The following is a 19515-nucleotide window of genomic DNA, read 5'->3' on the forward strand; positions in this document are numbered from 1 at the left end:
CTCCGCCAGCAATACCACGATCAACCCCTCAAACGCTCCTTCTTCCAAGCCGCCGAGCTAAAGTTGTGACGGCGGACATTGGCAGCGCAGGGGTCAATAATGCGGGCGTGGCAGCGCCAGAAACTTGCACAGTACGCAGCGAAGAGTTCGCACCCTGCGGAGACGCCGTCGCCGAGATCATATATGATGCGCGCACTTGGGGGCAATGTCACGACTTCGTGAATCTCGCCCGTGCCGGACGGTGAGGCGGTTGCGCCGCCTGTCGTCACGCTGGTCCACGTTAAACCGATGAGGTCGTTCGCAGCGACAAGTTCGACAATAGCGTTGTCGGTCGAGTTCTGTGAACGGTTCTCCACGACGAGGGTATAGGTCAATGACGCGCTGCGATACCCCAGGACTTTCGGAAAGCGGCGAACGAGGCACGGCTTTGTCGGCGAGCCATCCTGGTCGGCGACGAAATCCCCTGTAAAGGTGCGATCGACGTCCAATGAACATCCTGCCGCCCATCGAATCCTCCGAGTCAACTAGCGCTATTCCGACATTGAAACCGACGCGGTTGACAATTCTGGACGTGCTCGTGCTCACCGGTTGTTGTGCGTTGGGGATGGGAATTGCGCGATGGTTAGCATCCAGTGAAAGTGACGCGAATCCGTTCGGATCCAGCGTCGAAGCGTTTGTCTTCGGAGTGGCGTTGCCTTGCCTGTTCGGCGGCGTAGTGTTTGGGCATCCAGCGCTGTTGGCGACGCTCACAATCACCGACCGCAGGCCCCATGATCTCACCTTTGGAGAAATCCTGGGACTGATGCCGGCGATCTCCTGCCTCGCGTCCTTGGCTTTCGTCGCGATGTTCCGCTCGTCGTCGAATCCCTTGAGTCCGGAAGAACTCATGGCCAACTTATTCTTTTTCTTCTTCCTGCTGAATTTGTTCGGCGGTTTCGCCGCGGCGGCGCTCATGTGTTATCGTATCACGACGCGAGCAGGCATGCCATGGACGGACTACTTCGGCATTCTGGTGGCGATGATGCCGACCGCGTTGGTGGTGTTGCTGTTATTTGCGTCGGTGCTCGTCGGTTAGTCTTGAAACAAGGCAAGAGCGATGGACGACCTCCCCAACATCCACTGGCGGACCGAGCGCAACGTCGGGCTTAAGCCGATGAGCCCGCGGATGGCGATTGTGGATGTGTTCGTGTTGACGGCGTGCTGCGCCGTGGGGATGGCGTTTTCGCGCTGGAATTTCGGCGAAAATAATCTGAACAACGATTACGAAAGCGATCTCGGCTGGACGTTCTTTGGAATGACGCTGATGTGCCTGTTCAGCGGCCTCCTCCTGGGGTGTCCCATGATCATGGCGCTGCATTTCGTGACCGGTCGACGCAGCGGGCCGCTCACGTTCGGAGAAGTCGCCGGACTCGTTCCGGGCCTCTCGATACTCACACTGGTCGCGTGCGCGTTCGTCGGTGAGGCCGTCGGCGATACGATTTCGCTCGACGCCTTTTTCGTCCTCATTTTCGGCAGCTGCATGTTGCTGAACCTTGGCGCCAGCATTCTGGCCATGCTGTATATCGCGATGCTGATTACCAATCGCGATCTAGTGACGTGGACATCGTGCCTGGGCACAGCAAGTGCTCTCGTACCGGGCGCAATCGTGCTACTGTTTTGCATCGTGCTAATCTTAAATGCATGAGACTTGGCATCCATTTTCGTAGGTCAGGCACCCCGGTCGAAGCCAAGGCGCGTTGCGCCTTGTTGAGGTCAACCAACATCCCCAATTCAGGCTCGCTATTTGCCTGACAGATCGACGCTTGGTCCCGTCAGGCAATTGGCCAGCATCGATTCCGGATGCCGCCGTGGTTGATTTCGATGCCGCCCTTTTTTCTTCAACTGGGGTGCCTGACCTACGGGATCTCATGGAACAAGAAAACGGCACGGAAGCCAGATTGCTTCCGTGCCGTTTTGAGCTTATTCGATTCCTGTCTTCCGCGTCAGTTATAAAACGCGGCCATCTCCGAGCAGCTTTTTGACTTGATCTTCGAGGCGTTCCCGGCCTGCCCGAAGGCCACCATGCGGTCGACGCAGACTTGTTTCATGGCGTCACGGGCGGGCTTCAGGTAATCGCGCGGGTCGAATTTTTCCGGGGATTCGGCGAGGACCTTGCGAATCGCGCCGGTGATCGCCAGGCGGTTGTCGGTGTCGACGTTGATTTTGCGGACGCCCGACTTGATGCCGCGTTGGATTTCTTCGACCGGCACGCCCCAGGTTTGCTTGAGGCTTCCGCCGAACTTGTTGATGATGTCCTGCAACTCTTGCGGGACGCTTGACGAGCCGTGCATCACCAAGTGGCAGTTCGGCAGCCGGCGGTGAATTTCTTCGATGCGGCTCATTGCCAGCACTTCGCCGTCCGGCTTGCGGGTGAACTTATACGCGCCGTGGCTGGTGCCGATTGCAACGGCCAATGCGTCGACGCCGGTTTCCTTGACGAAGCGTTCGGCTTCATCCGGATCGGTGAGCAACTGATCGTGCGAGAGCGTGCCGGTGGCGCCGTGGCCGTCCTCTTGTTCGCCGGAGCCGTGTTCCAGCGAACCGAGGCAACCCAGTTCCCCTTCCACGCTGACGCCGACCTTATGGGCGAGCTTCACCACTTCGCGCGTGACTTGCACGTTGTAGTCGTAATCGGCTGGCGAGGCGCCGTCTTCCTTGAGCGAGCCGTCCATCATCACGCTCGTGAAGTTCATGTCGATCGCGCTCTTGCACGTGGCCGGGCTGTTGCCGTGGTCCTGGTGCATGGCGATGGGGATCTGCGGATAGAGTTCCGCCGCGGCCGTCATCAGGTTGCGCAGGTAGACGTCTTCGGCGTACTTTCGCGCGCCGCGCGAGGCCTGCACGATGACCGGGGAGTTGGTCTCCTTCGCGGCCATCATGATCGACTGGATCTGTTCCATGTTGTTGACGTTGAACGCGGCCAGGCCGTACCCGTTTTCGGCGGCGTGGTCGAGCAACAGACGCAAGGGAACGAGCGGCATGGCGGAAACTCCTCGGCGAAATGTGCTGTTTATGTGACGGGGCGCAATTCTGCCCCGGCGGGAAAGCGCGGATTTCTAGCGGGAAGAAATTCTACCGCGCGCGAATCTGAGGCGTCAGGGGCGGAGTGGCCCGCGAAACACGCAAAAAACGCAAAAACGGGAGGGAGGTTGGTCCACGGAAAACGCGGAAGGACACGGAAAGTGGAGGAGAGCTAGCAGTCACAAACAATGTTTGCGTATGAACCAACCTGTCCTCTGACTTCATCCGTGTCTTCCGTGGACGACCTCCAACTTCCCTTTTCGCGTCATTTCGCGTGTTTCGCGGGCTCTCTCAGCTACCGTCGTTACAGCAGTTTGCCGACGCGGGCGATCAGGTCGACGGTGCGGCAACTGTAGCCCCACTCGTTGTCATACCAGCTGATGACCTTGAGCAGGTTGCCGTCGAGCACTTGGGTCCAATCGGCGGCGAAAATCGAGCTGTGCGGGTTGCCGATGATGTCGCTGGAAACGATCGGATCTTCCGTGTATTCCAGAATTCCCTTCATCGGGCCGTCGGCGGCCTTCTTCATCGCCGCGTTCACTTCTTCCTTGGTGACATTCTTCTTCATGAGCGCCGTCAAGTCCGTGACGCTGCCATCGGGCGTGGGAACTCGGAGGGAGATGCCCGTGAGCTTGCCCTTCAGTTCCGGAATCGCCAGGCCGACCGCGCTCGCGGCGCCGGTCGTGGTGGGGACGATGTTCACGCCAGCGGCCCGAGCGCGATAGAGATTATCGTGCGGCAGGTCCAGCAAACGCTGATCGTTTGTGTAGGAGTGAATGGTCGTCATCAAGCCTTTTTCGATGCCGAAGGTGTCGTGCAACACCTTCGCCAGCGGGGCGAGGCAGTTCGTCGTGCAACTGGCGTTCGAGATGCACTTCATCTCGCGGGTGAGCTTGTCGTCGTTCACGCCCAGCACGCAGGTCAGATCGGCGCCGTCCTTCGCGGGAGCGCTCAGAATCACCTTCTTCGCGCCGGCGGCGAGGTGGGTGTCGTAGCCGGCCTTGCCCTTGGCGGCGTCCGCCCGGGCGGTGAAGAAGCCGGTGCTTTCGACGACGACGTCGACGTTCATCTCGCCCCAGGGGAGCTTGGCCGGGTCGCGCTCGGCGAGGGCCTTGATCTTCTTGCCGTTGACGGTGAGGAAGTTTTCGTCGTGCTCGATTGTGCCCTGGAAGCGGCGATGGGTGCTGTCGTACTTAAGCAGGGTGGCGAGCGTTTTGTTGTCGGTCAGATCGTTGATGGCGACGACCTCGAACTCGGAGGTGCGAGCCGCCAAATTGCGAAACACCAGGCGGCCGATGCGGCCGAAACCATTGATACCAACACGGATAGGCACTTCAAATGCTCCTGAAATTGGGCAAATCCGGACTGGCGAAAGCCGTCCGCTGGGGGTGTATTGGAGGCGCGTGGGTGCCGCGGCGAATCGCAAATTATAGTGGCGGACTTTTCCGCCAACAACCGGGGCGCGACGCCGAGAGGAACCCGGAGTTTAGCCCGCGAAACACGCAAAACACGCGAAATGGGGCGGAGGAACATAGTCCACGGAATACACGGAAGCACACGGAAGAATTGTGTGAGAGGTTTGTTAGAACGCGATGCTTGGTTCCGCTCGCCGCTTTCCGTCCTCCCCTTTCCGTGTGCTTCAGTGTATTCCGTGGACAATGTTCCACTGTTCCCTTTCGCGTCCTTTCGCGTGTTTCGCGGGCAGCCCAACTGCAAAAAAACGATAAGCCGGGACGTCCTTGCGGAGCGGCCCGGCTTTCGTGTGCTTCTCGGTTCCTAACTCTCTCTCGCTCTCTACTCTGCTTCCACTTCTCTGTTCTGCACGCACTACTTGCGGCGACGCGCCACGAGACCCGCCGCGGCAATGCCCAGACCGAGCAGCGCGATCGACGAAGGCTCGGGGACCACCGGTCCAAAGCTGGCCGCTTGCGCGACGCTGCCGTCAATGATCGACGCCACAACCTGCTGATAACCGCGGGCGTTCGTATGTACGATCAACTCGGAGCTCATGTCGCCCGGATTCAGGAAGCCCGTGTGCGGGTCGCCCTGAAAGGTGAAGAAGCTGAAACCCACGATCGCGCCGTTGACGCCACGATCGGCGTAGACCGGCGCGACGGCGTCGTCGTCCACCAGGTAGCTGACGTCCGTCTGCTCGATGCCGATGAAACTATCGATGGCCAACCGGCCGATCGAGTTCGAGCCTTCCTGGCCGTCGTTCAAGATTTGGTAGATGAACGTCAGACCGCCATACGGATTCCGGGAATCGTTCTCGATGACCAGCGTGGTCAGTTCGCCACTGAAGGCGTTGTTCGCGCCGAAGCCGGCGACAATGGAATTGACCGTGTTGCCATCCGAGGGGTTCAACTCTTGCGGGACGGGAAGCAACAGCCCGCTCGCGCTCAGGGGGTCGGCATGGACCGGCGCGGCCAGGACCAAGCCCAGCAGACCGACCATCGCCGCGCCACAAATTCGACGCAGTGACAAACTCATGAAGCAAAATCTCCGGTGAAAATGGCCGTCGCGACCGCCAATAAGTGCGTGCGGTTCTCGCCGCAGAGGCAAACCGCTACAAGATTCCAGCGTAGTTGCGGAGCGCGCTGGTCCAAGTTAGAAGTGCGGCGAGGGTTGCAGAAATGCCGCGCGACTGGCGAGATGTAGCGGCGGTAGGGATTACGCGGCTAGAATCGCACGTGTCTTTCGTCCAAATACCGAAGGATCAAATGCCGCTCGTACCTACGTCACAAAGTCAGCCCCTCTCCAAATCGGAATTCCATACGCGACTTCGCGAATGGATTGAAACCACCAACGAATCGCGGGTCGGAGATCCCGACGACGACAATCGCAAGCCATGCGCGTATATTTCCGACGGCGGCAAAGTGTTTCGCCTGCACTCTGATACGAAGCGCAAGGGCGTCGAGGAGTACCTCACGATCGTTGACGCCCGCGGCGACGACTTGCCTTGGTATATCGTAGAGTCTCGAACAGGCAAAAAAGTTGCAGTCGCTTTCGACTCCGATTCATCACCACTGCACCACTTCTATCTCTACCTTGATAGTTAGCGCCAATCCGTCGCACGACGCTGATCGCTTCGCGAATTCGTCCAACGCGATGCGCTCCGGGCGCTGACGCTTCCGGCTCAAGACTATGCACATGTGCGCGCCGCGGGTGCCTGGGGCTGAGGCAAGCGAACAAAGTGTGCAAGGCCGACAGAGCTGGGGAATCGAGGCGTTCTGTTGACGCACTCAGCGAAGCCCCAGATGTTTGACCATGGTGAGCTCGAACTTTTTTCCCCTGCCCCAGGCACCCGCGCTACAGCACACGCAAGCTACGCTTACCCGCCGAGCTTTTTATCGAGTGCTTTTGCCACTTTCCGGCAGCGGTCCATCGTGGCGGTGAATTGCGGGAAGCTCAGCGATTGATAGCCGTCGCTGAGTGCGTTTTCCGGGTCCGGGTGGACTTCCAGGATCAAGCCATCTGCGCCGGCCGCGACGCTGGCGGCGGCCATGTCCGGCACGAGATACGTGTGTCCGGTGCCGTGGCTGGGATCGACGACAATCGGCAAGTGCGTCTTGGCGCGCAGGTACGGGACGGACGCCAGCGGCAACGTGAATCGCGTGTGCGTCTCGAACGTGCGAATGCCGCGCTCGCAGAGCATCACGTTGGGGTTGCCGGCGTCGAGGATGTATTCCGCGGCGAGCAGCAATTCCTCCATCGTCGCCGACGGCCCGCGCTTGAGCAGCACCGGCACGCCGGACTTGCCGGCGGCTTCGAGCAAGCGGTAGTTCTGCATATTGCGCGCGCCGATTTGCAACACGTCGCTGTATTTGGCGACGAGGTCCACGTCCTCGGTGGCGACGACTTCGGTGACGATCGCCAGGCCCGTGGCATCGCGCGCCGCGGCCAGCAATTTAAGCCCCTGTTCCTTCAGCCCTTGGAAGCTATACGGACTGGTGCGTGGCTTGAACGCGCCGCCGCGAAGCGCCGTTGCGCCGGCCGCTTTGACCGCTTGCGCCGACTTCAGAATCTGCTCCTCGGTCTCCACGGAGCAAGGCCCGGCGATGACGCCGATCTGTCCATTGCCAACGACGAGGCTGCCGGCAGTCACGACGGTCGGCTCTTTCTTCACTTCACGGCTGGCGACCTTATAGGGCGCGAGAATCGGCACCACCTCGGCGACGCCGGGCGAACTCTCCAGCGACAGCTTGTGTTCGGCGCGCTTCTCGCCGATCGCGGCGATCACCGTGCGCTCCGTCCCTTGAATGATGTGCGCCTTGAGACCAAGCGACTCCACGCGCTCAGCCGTATGACGAATCTCCTGCTCCGACGCGCCGGGCTTCATGACAACAATCACGGGACGATCTCCTGGCTTTGGGTGTGGCGATAGTTATTTCGTTGATTCACCACGGAGAGCACGGAGGACACGGAGCAGAGAGTGATTTCGTTTTTCACCGCGGAGGCGCTGAGACGCAGAGGAGAGAGGGAGGGAGGGAATGTCGAAGTTCGAAATCCGAATGTCGAATCAAATCCGAATGACGAATGCTTAAATGTCCCGCTACCGACCAGCGCACTCGAATCGTGATGGCACTTGGCCTTCAGTCCTTCGTCATTCAGACATTCGACATTCATTCGTCATTCGGATTTCGAACTTCGACATTCCCCCCACTCCTTTCTCTCTCCGCGTCTCAGCGCCTCTGCGGTGAAAAATGCCACTCCCCTCTCTCCTCCGTGTCCTCCGTGTTCTCCGTGGTGAACTTCTGCATTGGTCCAACAAAAAAACCCCGCGAGCTGGTTGGCTCGCGGGGTCTGGTGGTTGTTCGGTCAGGCTGCGATTAGCTACAGACCGGCTCCAGACCCGCGCGAGACGCGGTAAAGTGGAACCAAAATCGATAGCCACGGGCAGCGTTCATATCGGTATTCTGCCTCGCGATCGGCGGTCTGGCAAGGGAAAAGTTCTTGTCCCGGCCCACCCTACCGCGAATACACAGGAACGTTCACGTCGGTACCGAAGTCCAGCAAAGGTTCTTCTTCCTGGATGATCATCTGCGGACTGACGCCCCCGAAGGTGACCGTACCGGAGCCGGGCACATACCCCCGACCGGATTCCCGGCCGCCGTAGGCGCTGCTGGCCGTGGCGTTGATTGGCCAGTGCGTTTTGCCGTCCGCGTCGACCAGGCCGATCGCGTCGATTTCATTCCACCCGGGCGCGGCCGGCGAGTCGAGGTAGATCTTCACTTTTCGGGTTTTCCAGATCGTGCTGACCGGGAGTTTCGACAACCCGCCGGCGGCGGGCGGCTGCGTGGGGTCGGCCCCTTCCCAGACGACGACTTCGCGGCCGAAGCTGTCGAAGATGCTGGCCTTCACCAACGCGCCGGGATTGTAGGTTTCGTAGACCTCGATCGACTTCGGTGAAACTTCCTCGGCGTAGTCGACGACGATCCACTCTGCCTGGCCGTCGGTGGTGCCGGGCGCCCAGGCCGTGACTTGGTCGCCGTAGCTTTCCGTATCCGGCTCGCCCAACAATTGTTCGACGCCCCAGCGGGCGTTGGCGCGGTCCCGACGCATCTGCTCGCCGCGTAGCTGGGCGATCTCGGAATGGAGTTCCAGGTGATCGCGCCGCCACGAGAGCAGCACCGCGGCCAGCGCGACGAGCAGCAACAACGTCGCGAAACTAAAGCGGCGCGGCAACGACGGGAGCCGTAGTCGGAAGGTCAGAAATGGCGTCGAGAATCCGAATCGCATGGTCGAGTCGCCTCGCAATGATTCCAGCTCGATTATAGACGATTGAGCTGGCGGAAAGGATTGCTCGGCAAATGGTTTGTCGAATCACGCGCCGTCTCCGACAAGCCCAGGGAAGGCCACCAAAGTCTTAACCAATGGAGAAGACTCCGAGGGCCTTCCCTGGGCTTAACGCGCTCGACGCGGTTTAATTCGAACGGAGTTCCGTTGCGCTTGACAAACGGAATTGCCCCAGTTAGCGTGATGGGCGATGTGTGCTGGTGGTCGGTCGTGAAATCGCTTTCCGATCGACGAACAGGGAACTCCGGTGAGATTCCGGGACGGCCCCGCCGCTGTAAGTGAGCACACGGTCGCCACTCTTAGAAACCATTGCCACCTTGATGACTTGGTCGTCGCGGCGGCGAGAAGGTCTGGCGAACCGGCTCACGAGTCAGAAGACCTACCAGTGCGTTAACGGCGGATTGTTTCGCGAGGGCGAAACCCGCAACGACCGTTCGCTCTAACCCCAGTCGACGGTAGGTCATGCCATTTTCGGATTTGCGCTGCGCGCATCGGCGCGCGCGTGGGATTCGCGCTGCGCGCCGGTCACGGGGCTTCACGCTCGTGGAGTTGCTCGTCGTCATCGCGATCACGAGCGTGGTTGCAGCGCTCGTGTTGCCGGCGCTGACACAGTCGCGCGAAAGCGCTCGCCGCATTGACTGCCAAAGTCGCTTACGGCAACTCGGACTGGCGGTGACGACGCACGAACACGCGCGCCGCGCCTATCCCACGGGGTGCGTCGGTTGTCGATTCGGCGGACCGAACCAGTTGCGATTTCTTTCTTGGAACGTGCAACTACTGCCCTACCTGGAACAGGACGCGCTCTTCCGGCGCTTTGATCTGGAGACCAAATCGTACTCCAGTCCCAATCGTGAAGCGGGCGCGATGACGCTGCCCGTCTTTCTCTGTCCGAGCACCGCTGGCGATACGCTGGTGAATCGGATCGGACTGTGGCGCGGCATGGCGTTCACCGATTTCGCCGGCATCTATGGCGTGGAGGGCGTCGGGCGCACGGATAATCGTGAAAACGCTCCCCACTGGCTCCAGCCGGAGTTCTTGGGCGTGATGCTTTACGAGACGCCGGTGCGGATGCGTGAAATCAAGGATGGCGCATCGAACACGGCCTTGATCGGCGAAGCCCGCGATCGCCGCGCTACGGAAATGGAATGGGCGAACGGTCACAACGTCTTTGCGCAAGAAGGCGCCACGCCGATCAACACCGCATCGGGGCTCGGCAATGAGTTAGGCGGGCCGCACCGCGGCGGCGCTTCGGTCGTGTTTTGCGACGGCCATGTCGCGTTTCTCTCGGACGCCACGGAGCAGGGCGTGCTGAACTCGCTGCTCACCAAGGCGGGTCAAGAGAACGTGCGTTAGCCAAAGTCATACGCGTGGTAACGTTTCGCTGGTTATTTCAACGAGAGTCTGCATCGTGCGTTGTTATCTAAGTTTGTTGTTGCTCGCTTTAACCTCGACGGCCGTCGGTGGGCCGGTCGATAACTTTGACGACATTCAATTCTGGACAGGCGATGGCGCCCATCGCGCGGCGTTGGTTGTCGACTGGGTTGAAGGCTCCGCCGAGGACGAAAGTCGTGTCTGGGGTTATCGCTGGGACGGCGAGGCCAAAGGTTCCGACATGTTCCTGGCGATCCTGGAAGCCGATCCTCGATTCTTTGCCAAAGTGCCAGGAAACAGCGGTACCATCAGCGTTGTCTTCGGCATCGGTTATGACGACGGCGACCTGGATTTCGCGCTCGACGACGGCACGGCGTTCGATGACAAGGGCCTCGCCGACGTCTCGGGATCAGCGGACGGCGCTGTTCCTTTGGATCCTGAAGACGTCTATGAGGAAGGTTGGTTCCTCGGCTTCTGGCATTACGGCGTGGCAGACAGCAGCCCGTTCGGCGGCGGCGCGTGGTCGAGTTCCGGACTTGGCGCATCGAGTCGCGTGCTCACCGACGGCGCCTGGGACAGTTGGGCCTTCACGCCAACGTTCGATTTCAGCGCGTTTGCGGAGAATCCCCATGCTGCGCTGCGTGCAATTAACGCCGTGCTTGGCGACACGGACGGGGACGGCCAGGTGAACGTCGAGGACCTGAACAACGTTCGCAACCATTTCGGCGGCGGCGGATTGGGCGATACGGACGGAGATGGCGCCGTCAACGTGAGTGATCTGAACAACGTGCGTAACAACTTTGGCGCAGGAGTTCCCACCGCCGTCGTGCCGGAGCCCGCTTCCTGGGCGTTATTGTCGATCGGACTAGCGGCGATTAGCTCGCGTCTCTTACGTCGAAATCGCTTCGGCCTGGTCCAGCATTGACACGCGATTCAGAACGTGAATAGCGCTCGCCAATTCGTTCGCAAGTCCCGGAACTACTGAATACTGTTTTCCTAAGTTTTTTACTCTGAGGAATCACCATGAACATGCGCAGTTGGATCGTTCTCTTGACCGTCATGTTGGCAACGAGATCTGAAGTGCGCGCCGCATCATTCGCCGCGCAAGTAAACGAGTTCGTCGTCGGCCAAGGCGCCGCGGCCGGATTCGATAATCCCGCGACCGCGCTCGGTTCGCCCGCGCGTTTCACCGGCGTCGGCGTGTTTCCGGGCGTCGTCAGTGCTTTCAATCCGCCCTACCTGGCGAGCGAAGTCGTGTCGATCGGCGAAGGCGGCGTGCTCGAACTGCAGTTGGCGAACTTCATTCTGCCGTCGGCCCTGGGTCGCGATCTGGGAGTCTTCGTCAACGTCGGGCTGATCGACAACGATTACCCGAACGGCGTCGCCTCGAACCCACTTAGCGCCACCGCCGGGACGTTCAGCGCGGATGCCGTACTGTTGGAAGTCAGCGCCAACGGCCACGATTGGGTCTCGCTCGGCAGCCAACTCTTCGACGTACCCACGATTGGTTATAGCGACGTCGTGAGCCCGTTCGCCGACACGCCCGGCAGTGCGCCGAGCGATTTTGGCCTGCCGTTCGACGGCGCTCTCGCCGATCTCGCCGGACTTACTTACTTCGACGCCGTCGCGCCGGACATCTTGGACCTGTTCGCCGGCTCGGGCGGCGGAACCTGGCTTGATCTCGAATCGACGGGGCTCGAACGCATCGGCTGGGTGCGATTCAGCGTCCTCGATGACGGCAATCCAAGCACCTCGCCCAAGTTCGATTTGGACGCAGTCTCGGTTGCGAACAGCGCCGTCGGGCCCGCGGTGCCCGAGCCGAGTGCGATTGCCTTGGCCCTGATCGGACTGACGGCATTCGCGGCAGCGAATCGCCGGCGACGCTGCTGAATCTACGCGGTCCCGAAGGGGCGACGCAGACTTTGACGCGCACCATGATTGGCGTGTCGCCCCGACGGGACCTGAAAGCAAAATCCGGCCGCAATTTCTGGAGGTGCAGCTTTGCGGAGCTCGTTGCGCGAATGCCCTCTGCTGCCGGGTTCACCACTTTGCAATATGATGGAGACCTTTGCCGATAGCGATTGAGACTTGCCAAATGTCCGACGATCGACCGATTCGCCCCGCCGCCGTCCGGGAACACAATCGCCGGGCCTGGGATGCGCGGGTAGCCGCGCGCGGGCGATTTACAAAGCCCGCCGGCGACGAGGACTTCTTCGATCCGCTGCGCAACGTCGACGGCGTCGGCTGGCTGGGCGACAGCATCGCTGGCAAGCGCTTGCTGTGCCTTGGCGCGGGCGGCGGCAAACATAGCGTGATTTATGCCGCGGCCGGCGCCGAAGTGACCGTCGTCGATATCAGCCCCGCAATGTTGGCGCTCGATCGCGAAGTGGCGACGGAGCGGCGCTTGCAAGTCCGCACCGTCGAAGCCTCGATGGACGACCTCACGTCGTTGGGCGCGGGCGAGTTCGAGATCGTCGTCCATCCGGTGAGCACTTGTTACTTGCCAGACATTCGCGCGGTGTATCGCGAAGTCGCGCGCGTGACGGCGATCGGCGGTGTCTATGTCAGCCAACACAAGCAACCGGTCAGCTTGCAAGCAGACGTGAAGCCCACGGATCAAGGCTACCTGGTGCGCGAGCCGTACTATCGCGCCGGACCGCTCCCTCCGGTGGCGCACAGCCTGCATCGTGAGGAAGGCACGCTGGAGTTTCTACACCGCTGGGAAGACTTGCTCGGCGGACTCTGTCGCGCGGGCTTCATGATCGAAGATCTGCTGGAACCATTCCACGCGAATCCCAAAGCCGAAGCCGGCACGTTCTCACATCGAAGTCAGTTTGTGCCGCCGTATGTGCGGATTAAGGCACGCCGCATGGGAATCGCGCCGGCGGCCACCGGCCGGGTTTGGACGCCAAGCTAACTAAGCGCACGACTTGCTTCGCCTTGTCGAACGTTGCGCACCAGCCGAATGCCGCCGACGCGCATCGATTGCAACGTCAATACGCTCGCGGCGATGTGGGACGTACTGATGAGTATGTTGAGCCCATCGGGCCCGGAAATGGCTGTGCCGCGGACCATGACGCTCGCCACGCTCACCACCGCGAGCAACGCGGCGCGCAACCAGGCGTTGGACTTCGGGCGCAGCCAAGTGTAAGTCAACGCCGCGTCGGTCAGCACCGCTACGGAGATGTAGACCACGAGCTCATTGGCGTATTGCTTCCAGGTCGCGGTGAAATAGCGAGCCAGCGCGCAGCCGATCGCTGCCAGCGTCGTCAAGATGATCAGAAAGAGCAGCGAAAACTGCCGCGTCTCCAGCGAGCCGGCGGGCGCACCTGTCACGGCCGTGTTTTGCAGGCGCTCGAAGCGGTAGCCAAAGAACAACCGCGCGCCGCCCGCGATCAACGCCGTGATCGCGGCCATCGGCGTGCAGAGCGCCAGCCACTGCGTGAGGCCATTCCGCATGTAACCATGAATCCAGGACCAAGCCAGTACCGGGGGCACAATCCACAGCACGCGCCAAAACCATCGCATCGGGGCCAGTACCGGCCAGGCCGCGGCGGAGTTAATCTGGCAGCACGCCACGCCGAACGTGAAGGCGATCAGTCCCTCCATGCCGGTCGCATCAAGGGGCACTGCAAAGCAGGCGACCGCGACGCAAACATGCGCCAATACGAGCAGCCGCAGGATTTTGGATTGCCATTCCATTCGTGCCATTCTGCCTCAGCCCTGCGCGGAGTGCCACGTCAATTGCGTCGTTCGGCGCGCGACCTCGTTGAAGTTCCGCTCCGCAATCGCGAGAATGCCGGTGGCACACTCCTCCTATCGCCACGATCGCAGCGCAAGGGCAGGCGCGCTCGTTATGCAGGATTCATCCCAGGGCGTGATCGCCCTTTTGACGCAACCGGTCGCCGGGAACCCAGCGCAATTCGTCATCGAGCGCGCGCTCGCGGCGTGGGGTTGGGACACGCGTTTCTTGTCGCTGGAAGTCAGCCCGGACAGCCTGGCAGCCGCAATCGCCGGCGCTTGGGCGATGGGCTTCCGCGGCTTGCACCTCGACGACCCACATCGCGAGTCCGTCGTTTCACTGGCCACGACGACGTCAGACTCTGCCGCACGTACGCAAGTCGCCAATTGCCTGGTGCGCGACACCGATGGATGGCGCGCGACAAATACGCTTGGCGCCGGAGTCGTGGCGGCACTGACCAACCTCGGGCCGCTCACCGGCAAGCGTGTCGTACTACTCGGCGCCGGCAAGTTGGCACGGAGCGTCGCCGCCGAACTTGCCACAACGGGCATCGCTCGATTACTGGTCGTCAATCGCACGCAAGAGCGCGGCGAAGCCCTCTCCGCGCTGATGCGGGACGCCTACCACCTCGACTGTACCTATGATCGCTGGGAACAACCGCTCGCCATTCCGGATGATTGCGACGTCTTGGTGAACGCCACTTCGATTGCATCGAATGATCCGCACGCTCGTGTTCCGTTGCGCGTGGAAACTTTGCGACGGGAAACGATTGTCGCCGACGCGACGATGCATCCCACGACGCAACTCTTACGCGACGCCCGCGCCCAAGGTTGCCCGACGGTAGATGGGCTGGCGATCTACGTGCGGCACGTGGCGGCCTCGCTCGCCCTCTGGACCGGCCGAAAACCGGATCTGGCAATCATGCGCGAGGCACTGGAAGAGTTCCTGGAACTCTAATCAGCCTTCACGCGTGGTTTTGATTTGCCCACTACCATGGCGGCGCACGATGCCGCGAGCACGCACGTCAAGTAGATCGACGCCGGCTCAGGCACTTGTCGCAGCGTGAACGACATGCCGGCCTGCCCGTCCGGCGAACCGCCGCCGCCGCTCAAAAAACCGCTGGCCGAAGCGATCGCGGAAATCGAATAGGTGTCGCCCGGTTTCAGCAAGAAGCCTTCGATGCGTGACGACTCGAATGTCGTGTCCCAATAAGTGCTAACGCCGCCCCCCTCTTCCGTGAGAATCAACGACGCCGAGCCGTTGTTGTTCGCGGAACCGGACAGATAGAGCTTGTAGCGGCCCGGAGTGTCGACCGCGAACTCCAAATCAAAATGTGACGAACTGCCGCCATCGGCGCCGTCGTCAATTCCAAACGCGCCGACAAACGCGTCGGCCGATAACGTGGCGTTCACAGCCCCTGGCTTGATCGTGGATTTCTGCGACGCGAAGCCGTCGGACGAGGCCGAACCCGCGCGGGCCGCATGTCCGACCAGGTCGTCGAACAAACCGAAATCGGCAGCCGCCGATTGATCGCCATCGCTGTCGCTTTCCTCCGGCGTCGTGGCGTTGCCAAAGGACAGAACGGTGCGCGACTGTGCCAGCGGAATCATCGCCGCTTGAGTCATGGTCGCGGGCAAACCAATCAACGTCGCCAGCACAAGCCATCGCCGCATCTTTGCCTCGTCTCTATTGTTGTGCATCCAATGGAAGTCCTGACATTCTAGTCAAAGCTTTGTCACCCGCCAGACTGGCGGACACGTCCCCGCGCGCCGCGGCTAGCAGGTCGCAACGGCCTTGGCAAGTATCTGAAAGTGGCGAATTGGGGAAACTTTCGCCCGACAAAAACATCGTGAAAAATTTCGCAAGTCGGCTTGCCTTCCTTCTTGCGAGGGGTTTAGGATGAAGTTGTCGGCCTCACCGAGGAATGCGTGCCTCGATAAGGCGCCGGCAATTTACACCGTCGGGAAAATCTACGGCCATGATTCACTTCTCGTGCGACCTCTGCGGACGCGAAATGGATGCGGAGAACGAGTTGCGGTTTGTCGTGAAGCTCGAAGTCTATGCCGCCTACGATCCGCTCGCTCAAGACGACCTGGACGAGGATCGCGATCACCTGCAGGAAATTCACGAAATCCTGGAACGCTCCGAAGTCGCCGATTGCGCCGATATCGGCGAAGACGTGTACCAGCAGCTCCGCTTCGATCTCTGCCCGGAATGCCGCAAGCGGTTCGTCAAGAACCCGCTGGGCCGCAAGCACACGGAGCAGTTCGACTTCAGCCAGAACTAGCAGTTGGCTCGGCGTGGGTCGCCCATGATGCCTTCGCCATTCAATCGCCGACGTCGCGTGCGACCGCCGCGCGTCGGCTTGGCCGTGCTGGTCATCATCCTCATCGTGCTGCTGGGGCGATACGCTGTCGAAGCGCCGCGGCACGATGCGCCGCCCGTGAAGCTGGACCAGGTTCGCATCGCGCGCGTCGTCGACGGCGATACGCTCCTGTTGGCCGATCGCACGCGTGTGCGATTGATCGGCGTCAACACGCCCGAAACGGTCAAACCGGAGACGCCGCCCGAGCCCTGGGGCGCGGAAGCCTCGCAGTTCACGCGCGATTTTCTCGCCGGCGGCGTCGCGCGCCTGGAGTTCGACGAAGAGCGGCTCGATCAACACGGCCGCACGCTGGCGTTCGTTTGGGTCGGCGACAAACAGCTCAACGAGGAACTACTCCGCGCCGGCCTCGCCCGCGCGGAGTTTCACTTTCGTTACGCCCCCGCGATGAAGGACCGCTTTCGTGCCGCGCAGAACGAGGCGAAACGGGCGAAACGCGGGATGTGGGGGAGGAGAGAGTAGGTGAAGTAGTTAGTAGGTGCAGTAGGCGGAGTAGACGATTGCCCGAAACTCCTGCTACTGCACCTACTCCTCCTACTGCACCTACGACCTACTTCACCTACTTTTTCTCGCTTCCCACGGAACGTCTGCCACGCCCGTCGCTTGATTGACGGCTCGCGCGAGCACGAACAGCCAGTCGCTGAGGCGGTTCACGTAGGTCACCGCCAAAGGTTCGATGTGTTCGCTTTGCTCAGCGGCCAGTGTGACCAGCCGCCGTTCAGCGCGCCGGCAGACCGTGCGAGCTATATGCACGTGAGCTCCGGCCAGCGAGCCGCCGGGCAGAATGAATTGCCGGAGCGGCGGCAGCGTGGCTTCCCAGGCGTCGATCTCTTGTTCCAGCGCGACGATCTCCTGCTCGCCGATGCCTGACACGCGCAGTTTTTCCGGATCGGGCGAAGCCAACTCCGCGCCGAGATCGAAAAGTTGGTGTTGCACGCGCGCCACAGAGGCGTCGAACGCCGCCGGCAACTCGCTCGCGCGGACTACGCCCAACACGGCGTTCAACTCGTCGAGCGTCCCGTAGGCCTCGATCCGCGGCGCATCCTTCGACACCCGCGGGCCGCCGAACAACCCCGTCTCGCCAGCGTCGCCGGTCTTGGTGTAGATCTTCATCGTAGATTCGCCATGAGAATGCCGAGTTGTGGAGCGCAGCGTCACAATGCATCACACTAGCCCGTAGCGCCAGCGAGGGGGAGAGGACGTCGGCGAGAGTATCCGGCTCAAACTCTCAACAGCGCTGCTTCCCCCTCGCTGGCGCGTCAGGCTCGTGTCGGAATGTCGCACTTTCCGCCGGTTGAAACCCCACCCTGACCCGCATATCTTTCATTCATCCGCCATCCCATCGCCATCGAGAACGCCACCGCCATGGACGCCGCCGCTCAAGAAATTGTCACGCTCACGCAGCGCTTGCTCGACAGCATCGCCAAGGCCGATTGGAAGACCTACGCCGAGCTGTGCGATGCGTCGATTTCCTGCTTCGAGCCGGAAGCGCGCGGGCATCTCGTGGAAGGCATGCCGTTTCACGAGTACTACTTCAAACTCGGCGCGGACCCGAATCCGAGGACGACGACGCTGGCTCAGCCGCACGTCCGCCTGCTGGGTGCCGACGCGGCCGTGATCGCCTATTCACGGCTCGTGCAAAAGCTCGATGGCGCCGGAGGCCCCACGGTGGCCTTCAGCCAGGAAACCCGCGTCTGGCAGAAAAAAGACGGCCGCTGGAAGCACGTGCATTTCCATCGGTCGGTGGAGTGAGGTTTAGGAAGTGATGAGTGCGGAGTGATGAGTGATGAATAGCGTTTGGCGAACGAAATCATCGCTCCGCACTCATCACTCTCACAACCGGCAATTCTTGATTTCCGTCTCCAGGATCGCCGAGGCCCCGAGGGTTTCCAGGCGCTCCATGATTTCGATCACTTCCTGGCGCTTGACCATCACACGGACCGCGCACCAAGCCGGGTCTTCGAGGGCGCTGACCGTCGGCGAATTAAAGCCGGGCGTGATTTTTTCCGCTTCCGGCAATTTCGCGCGCAGGACGTTGTATTCTAGCAACGAATAACTGCGGGCGATCACCACGCCTTCCAAGCGGCGCACGACGCGGTCGGCGACGTCGGCGTTGCGGCGATTGTTGTTTTGCACCAAGATCGTTTCGTATTGCCCGATCTGGCCGAGCATCCGCAGGCGATTCGCCGCGAGCGTGCTGCCGGTCTCGACCAGGTCGACGATCGCATCGGCGACGCCGAGCGCAATCATGACTTCCACGGAACCGCTCAGGCAGACCAGGTGCGTGTCTACCTTGTGCCCGGTGAAGAACGTGCGCGTGACATGTGGAAAACTGGTGGCGATCCGCGCGCCGGCCAATTGCTGCGGGGTTGTCACGGGGCTGTCGTCCGGAACGCAGATCGCCAGCCGGCAGTTGCCGACGCCGAGCCGCAGCCGTTCGACCAGCGCGACGTTCGCCTCGGCGACCAGGTCGCTCCCGGTGATGCCCATATCGATGGCCCCTTCGGCCACCAGGACCGGAATGTCCTCGGTGCGCAGGAAGGTGATGTCGACCGGCAATTCACGACAGCGCGCGAACAGGCTCCGCTCCTGACGGCGAAAGCTCAGGCCGGCTTCTTTCAATAACTCGGCGGCGATCTCGGCCAGTCGCCCTTTGCTGGGCACGCCGATTCGCAGTGGCACGTCGTTGCTCATTCGTTCGCGCCCGAGGTATCGCCCCGAGCGGCCTTTTCATCGAGACCCGAGATGCCAAACCGGCGGGCCAACTCCGCCTCGACCTCGCCGAGCGGAATCTCCTTGTGCCCCAGCATCACGAACAAGTGATAGATCAAATCGGCCGCCTCGTAAACGAGATGTTTTCGACCTTCGTCCCCCGTCTCGCCCGCCGCCTCGACCACCTCGGCGGCCTCCTCAACGATCTTCTCGCCGATCTTGGACACGCCGCCGGCAAAAAGGCTCGTCGTGTAAGACTTCGCCGGCGGATTCTTCCGCCGGTCTTCGATGGTGGCCATGAGTTGGGAGAGGATGCTCGTAGCCATATGATTTTGATATGCTTAGCGGGACATTCAGCGCCCAGTTCTCGCGAAAACCGTGCCTGACGAGATAGACGGGCCAAGAATCAGTTTAGCTTGGTTTCAAGGGTTTGCTATCACCCCATCTCATT

Annotated in this window: 22 protein-coding genes and 1 riboswitch; of the genes, 11 read left to right on the top strand and 11 right to left on the bottom strand. The window is 61.2% G+C overall.

Features of this window, described 5'->3' with window-relative positions; all coding sequences use genetic code 11:
* Positions 1-20 precede the first annotated feature (20 nt).
* A complete protein-coding gene (locus SGJ19_12720) occupies positions 21-488 on the bottom strand; it encodes a hypothetical protein (GenBank protein ID MDZ4781109.1) in 468 nt (155 codons plus the stop codon).
* 53 nt (positions 489-541) lie between these two features.
* Between SGJ19_12720 and SGJ19_12725 the strand changes: the two genes are divergently transcribed.
* Both SGJ19_12725 and SGJ19_12730 read left to right on the top strand, forming a co-directional pair.
* Positions 542-1075, top strand: coding sequence for a hypothetical protein (locus SGJ19_12725; protein MDZ4781110.1), 534 nt, complete (start codon positions 542-544; stop codon positions 1073-1075).
* Positions 1076-1096: 21 nt separating this feature from the next.
* Positions 1097-1684 carry a hypothetical protein gene (locus SGJ19_12730; GenBank protein ID MDZ4781111.1) on the top strand — a complete coding sequence of 196 codons (588 nt, stop codon included), beginning with the start codon at positions 1097-1099 and terminating at the stop codon, positions 1682-1684.
* A 298-nt stretch (positions 1685-1982) separates the two neighbouring features.
* Here the strand turns inward: SGJ19_12730 and fba are convergent, their stop codons facing one another.
* From fba to SGJ19_12745, 3 genes are all read right to left on the bottom strand, one after another.
* On the bottom strand, positions 1983-3020 hold the full coding sequence (gene fba / locus SGJ19_12735) for a class II fructose-bisphosphate aldolase (protein ID MDZ4781112.1): 1038 nt from the start codon (positions 3018-3020) through the stop codon (positions 1983-1985).
* 344 nt (positions 3021-3364) lie between these two features.
* Positions 3365-4393, bottom strand: a complete 1029-nt coding sequence (gap, locus tag SGJ19_12740; GenBank protein MDZ4781113.1) for a type I glyceraldehyde-3-phosphate dehydrogenase — start codon at positions 4391-4393, stop codon at positions 3365-3367.
* Positions 4394-4887: 494 nt separating this feature from the next.
* Positions 4888-5550, bottom strand: coding sequence for a PEP-CTERM sorting domain-containing protein (locus SGJ19_12745; GenBank protein MDZ4781114.1), 663 nt, complete (start codon positions 5548-5550; stop codon positions 4888-4890).
* Between the two features lie 143 nt (positions 5551-5693).
* Between SGJ19_12745 and SGJ19_12750 the strand changes: the two genes are divergently transcribed.
* A complete protein-coding gene (locus tag SGJ19_12750; GenBank protein ID MDZ4781115.1) occupies positions 5694-6119 on the top strand; it encodes a hypothetical protein in 426 nt (141 codons plus the stop codon).
* 272 nt (positions 6120-6391) lie between these two features.
* On the opposite strand, the gene aroF is transcribed toward SGJ19_12750, so the two are convergent.
* Both aroF and SGJ19_12760 read right to left on the bottom strand, forming a co-directional pair.
* Positions 6392-7411 (bottom strand): 3-deoxy-7-phosphoheptulonate synthase, encoded by a 1020-nt coding sequence (gene aroF / locus SGJ19_12755; GenBank protein ID MDZ4781116.1) that lies wholly within the window; start codon positions 7409-7411, stop codon positions 6392-6394.
* A gap of 617 nt (positions 7412-8028) precedes the next feature.
* The gene (locus SGJ19_12760) at positions 8029-8799 is read right to left on the bottom strand and encodes a hypothetical protein (protein MDZ4781117.1); all 771 of its coding nucleotides are present in this window, start codon (positions 8797-8799) and stop codon (positions 8029-8031) included.
* Between the two features lie 238 nt (positions 8800-9037).
* Positions 9038-9258, top strand: a riboswitch (cobalamin riboswitch).
* 60 nt (positions 9259-9318) lie between these two features.
* On the opposite strand from SGJ19_12760, the gene SGJ19_12765 reads away from it, so the two are divergent.
* From SGJ19_12765 to SGJ19_12780, 4 genes are all read left to right on the top strand, one after another.
* Complete coding sequence (locus SGJ19_12765) at positions 9319-10209, top strand: DUF1559 domain-containing protein (GenBank protein MDZ4781118.1); 891 nt, start codon at positions 9319-9321, stop codon at positions 10207-10209.
* Between the two features lie 55 nt (positions 10210-10264).
* Positions 10265-11152 (top strand): PEP-CTERM sorting domain-containing protein, encoded by an 888-nt coding sequence (locus SGJ19_12770; protein ID MDZ4781119.1) that lies wholly within the window; start codon positions 10265-10267, stop codon positions 11150-11152.
* 98 nt (positions 11153-11250) lie between these two features.
* Positions 11251-12117, top strand: a complete 867-nt coding sequence (locus SGJ19_12775) for a PEP-CTERM sorting domain-containing protein (protein ID MDZ4781120.1) — start codon at positions 11251-11253, stop codon at positions 12115-12117.
* 205 nt (positions 12118-12322) lie between these two features.
* Positions 12323-13144: a methyltransferase domain-containing protein gene (locus SGJ19_12780; protein MDZ4781121.1), complete on the top strand. Its 822-nt coding sequence runs from the start codon at positions 12323-12325 to the stop codon at positions 13142-13144.
* Here SGJ19_12780 and SGJ19_12785 read toward each other — a convergent pair.
* The gene (locus SGJ19_12785) at positions 13141-13929 is read right to left on the bottom strand and encodes a hypothetical protein (protein ID MDZ4781122.1); all 789 of its coding nucleotides are present in this window, start codon (positions 13927-13929) and stop codon (positions 13141-13143) included. The genes SGJ19_12780 and SGJ19_12785 overlap by 4 nt on opposite strands.
* A 154-nt stretch (positions 13930-14083) precedes the next feature.
* Here SGJ19_12785 and SGJ19_12790 point away from each other — a divergent pair, with 154 nt between their 5' ends.
* The gene (locus SGJ19_12790; protein MDZ4781123.1) at positions 14084-14926 is read left to right on the top strand and encodes a shikimate dehydrogenase; all 843 of its coding nucleotides are present in this window, start codon (positions 14084-14086) and stop codon (positions 14924-14926) included.
* Here SGJ19_12790 and SGJ19_12795 read toward each other — a convergent pair.
* Positions 14923-15642: a hypothetical protein gene (locus tag SGJ19_12795; GenBank protein ID MDZ4781124.1), complete on the bottom strand. Its 720-nt coding sequence runs from the start codon at positions 15640-15642 to the stop codon at positions 14923-14925. The genes SGJ19_12790 and SGJ19_12795 overlap by 4 nt on opposite strands.
* Positions 15643-15947: 305 nt before the next feature.
* Here SGJ19_12795 and SGJ19_12800 point away from each other — a divergent pair, with 305 nt between their 5' ends.
* Positions 15948-16256 carry a hypothetical protein gene (locus SGJ19_12800; protein ID MDZ4781125.1) on the top strand — a complete coding sequence of 103 codons (309 nt, stop codon included), beginning with the start codon at positions 15948-15950 and terminating at the stop codon, positions 16254-16256.
* Positions 16257-16280: 24 nt separating this feature from the next.
* The gene (locus tag SGJ19_12805) at positions 16281-16814 is read left to right on the top strand and encodes a thermonuclease family protein (GenBank protein ID MDZ4781126.1); all 534 of its coding nucleotides are present in this window, start codon (positions 16281-16283) and stop codon (positions 16812-16814) included.
* 93 nt (positions 16815-16907) lie between these two features.
* On the opposite strand, the gene SGJ19_12810 is transcribed toward SGJ19_12805, so the two are convergent.
* Positions 16908-17465: a cob(I)yrinic acid a,c-diamide adenosyltransferase gene (locus SGJ19_12810; protein ID MDZ4781127.1), complete on the bottom strand. Its 558-nt coding sequence runs from the start codon at positions 17463-17465 to the stop codon at positions 16908-16910.
* A gap of 252 nt (positions 17466-17717) precedes the next feature.
* Between SGJ19_12810 and SGJ19_12815 the strand changes: the two genes are divergently transcribed.
* Entirely contained in the window at positions 17718-18104 is a 387-nt protein-coding gene (locus SGJ19_12815) for a DUF4440 domain-containing protein (protein MDZ4781128.1), read from the top strand.
* An 81-nt stretch (positions 18105-18185) separates the two neighbouring features.
* Here SGJ19_12815 and hisG read toward each other — a convergent pair whose 3' ends face one another.
* Together hisG and SGJ19_12825 are read right to left on the bottom strand one after the other, a co-directional pair.
* On the bottom strand, positions 18186-19046 hold the full coding sequence (gene hisG, locus SGJ19_12820) for an ATP phosphoribosyltransferase (GenBank protein ID MDZ4781129.1): 861 nt from the start codon (positions 19044-19046) through the stop codon (positions 18186-18188).
* Positions 19043-19390, bottom strand: a complete 348-nt coding sequence (locus SGJ19_12825) for a phosphoribosyl-ATP diphosphatase (GenBank protein ID MDZ4781130.1) — start codon at positions 19388-19390, stop codon at positions 19043-19045. Before SGJ19_12825 ends, hisG begins: the two co-directional genes overlap by 4 nt.
* Positions 19391-19515: the final 125 nt, after the last annotated feature.

This window comes from Planctomycetia bacterium (genome assembly GCA_034440135.1).
GTDB lineage: Bacteria > Planctomycetota > Planctomycetia > Pirellulales > JALHLM01 > JALHLM01.

Excerpts from the sequence above, each read along its gene's own strand:
- SGJ19_12780 (MDZ4781121.1), top strand. The coding sequence starts at position 12,323 with ATGTCCGACGATCGACCGATTCGCCCCGCCGCCGTCCGGGAACACAAT.
- fba (MDZ4781112.1), bottom strand. The coding sequence starts at position 3,020 with ATGCCGCTCGTTCCCTTGCGTCTGTTGCTCGACCACGCCGCCGAAAAC.
- SGJ19_12730 (MDZ4781111.1), top strand. The coding sequence starts at position 1,097 with ATGGACGACCTCCCCAACATCCACTGGCGGACCGAGCGCAACGTCGGG.
- SGJ19_12775 (MDZ4781120.1), top strand. The coding sequence starts at position 11,251 with ATGAACATGCGCAGTTGGATCGTTCTCTTGACCGTCATGTTGGCAACG.
- SGJ19_12805 (MDZ4781126.1), top strand. The coding sequence starts at position 16,281 with ATGATGCCTTCGCCATTCAATCGCCGACGTCGCGTGCGACCGCCGCGC.
- SGJ19_12765 (MDZ4781118.1), top strand. The coding sequence starts at position 9,319 with ATGCCATTTTCGGATTTGCGCTGCGCGCATCGGCGCGCGCGTGGGATT.
- SGJ19_12745 (MDZ4781114.1), bottom strand. The coding sequence starts at position 5,550 with ATGAGTTTGTCACTGCGTCGAATTTGTGGCGCGGCGATGGTCGGTCTG.
- SGJ19_12810 (MDZ4781127.1), bottom strand. The coding sequence starts at position 17,465 with ATGAAGATCTACACCAAGACCGGCGACGCTGGCGAGACGGGGTTGTTC.
- hisG (MDZ4781129.1), bottom strand. The coding sequence starts at position 19,046 with ATGAGCAACGACGTGCCACTGCGAATCGGCGTGCCCAGCAAAGGGCGA.
- SGJ19_12825 (MDZ4781130.1), bottom strand. The coding sequence starts at position 19,390 with ATGGCTACGAGCATCCTCTCCCAACTCATGGCCACCATCGAAGACCGG.
- SGJ19_12760 (MDZ4781117.1), bottom strand. The coding sequence starts at position 8,799 with ATGCGATTCGGATTCTCGACGCCATTTCTGACCTTCCGACTACGGCTC.
- SGJ19_12750 (MDZ4781115.1), top strand. The coding sequence starts at position 5,694 with ATGCCGCGCGACTGGCGAGATGTAGCGGCGGTAGGGATTACGCGGCTA.
- SGJ19_12800 (MDZ4781125.1), top strand. The coding sequence starts at position 15,948 with ATGATTCACTTCTCGTGCGACCTCTGCGGACGCGAAATGGATGCGGAG.
- SGJ19_12795 (MDZ4781124.1), bottom strand. The coding sequence starts at position 15,642 with ATGCGGCGATGGCTTGTGCTGGCGACGTTGATTGGTTTGCCCGCGACC.
- SGJ19_12790 (MDZ4781123.1), top strand. The coding sequence starts at position 14,084 with ATGCAGGATTCATCCCAGGGCGTGATCGCCCTTTTGACGCAACCGGTC.
- SGJ19_12815 (MDZ4781128.1), top strand. The coding sequence starts at position 17,718 with ATGGACGCCGCCGCTCAAGAAATTGTCACGCTCACGCAGCGCTTGCTC.
- SGJ19_12785 (MDZ4781122.1), bottom strand. The coding sequence starts at position 13,929 with ATGGAATGGCAATCCAAAATCCTGCGGCTGCTCGTATTGGCGCATGTT.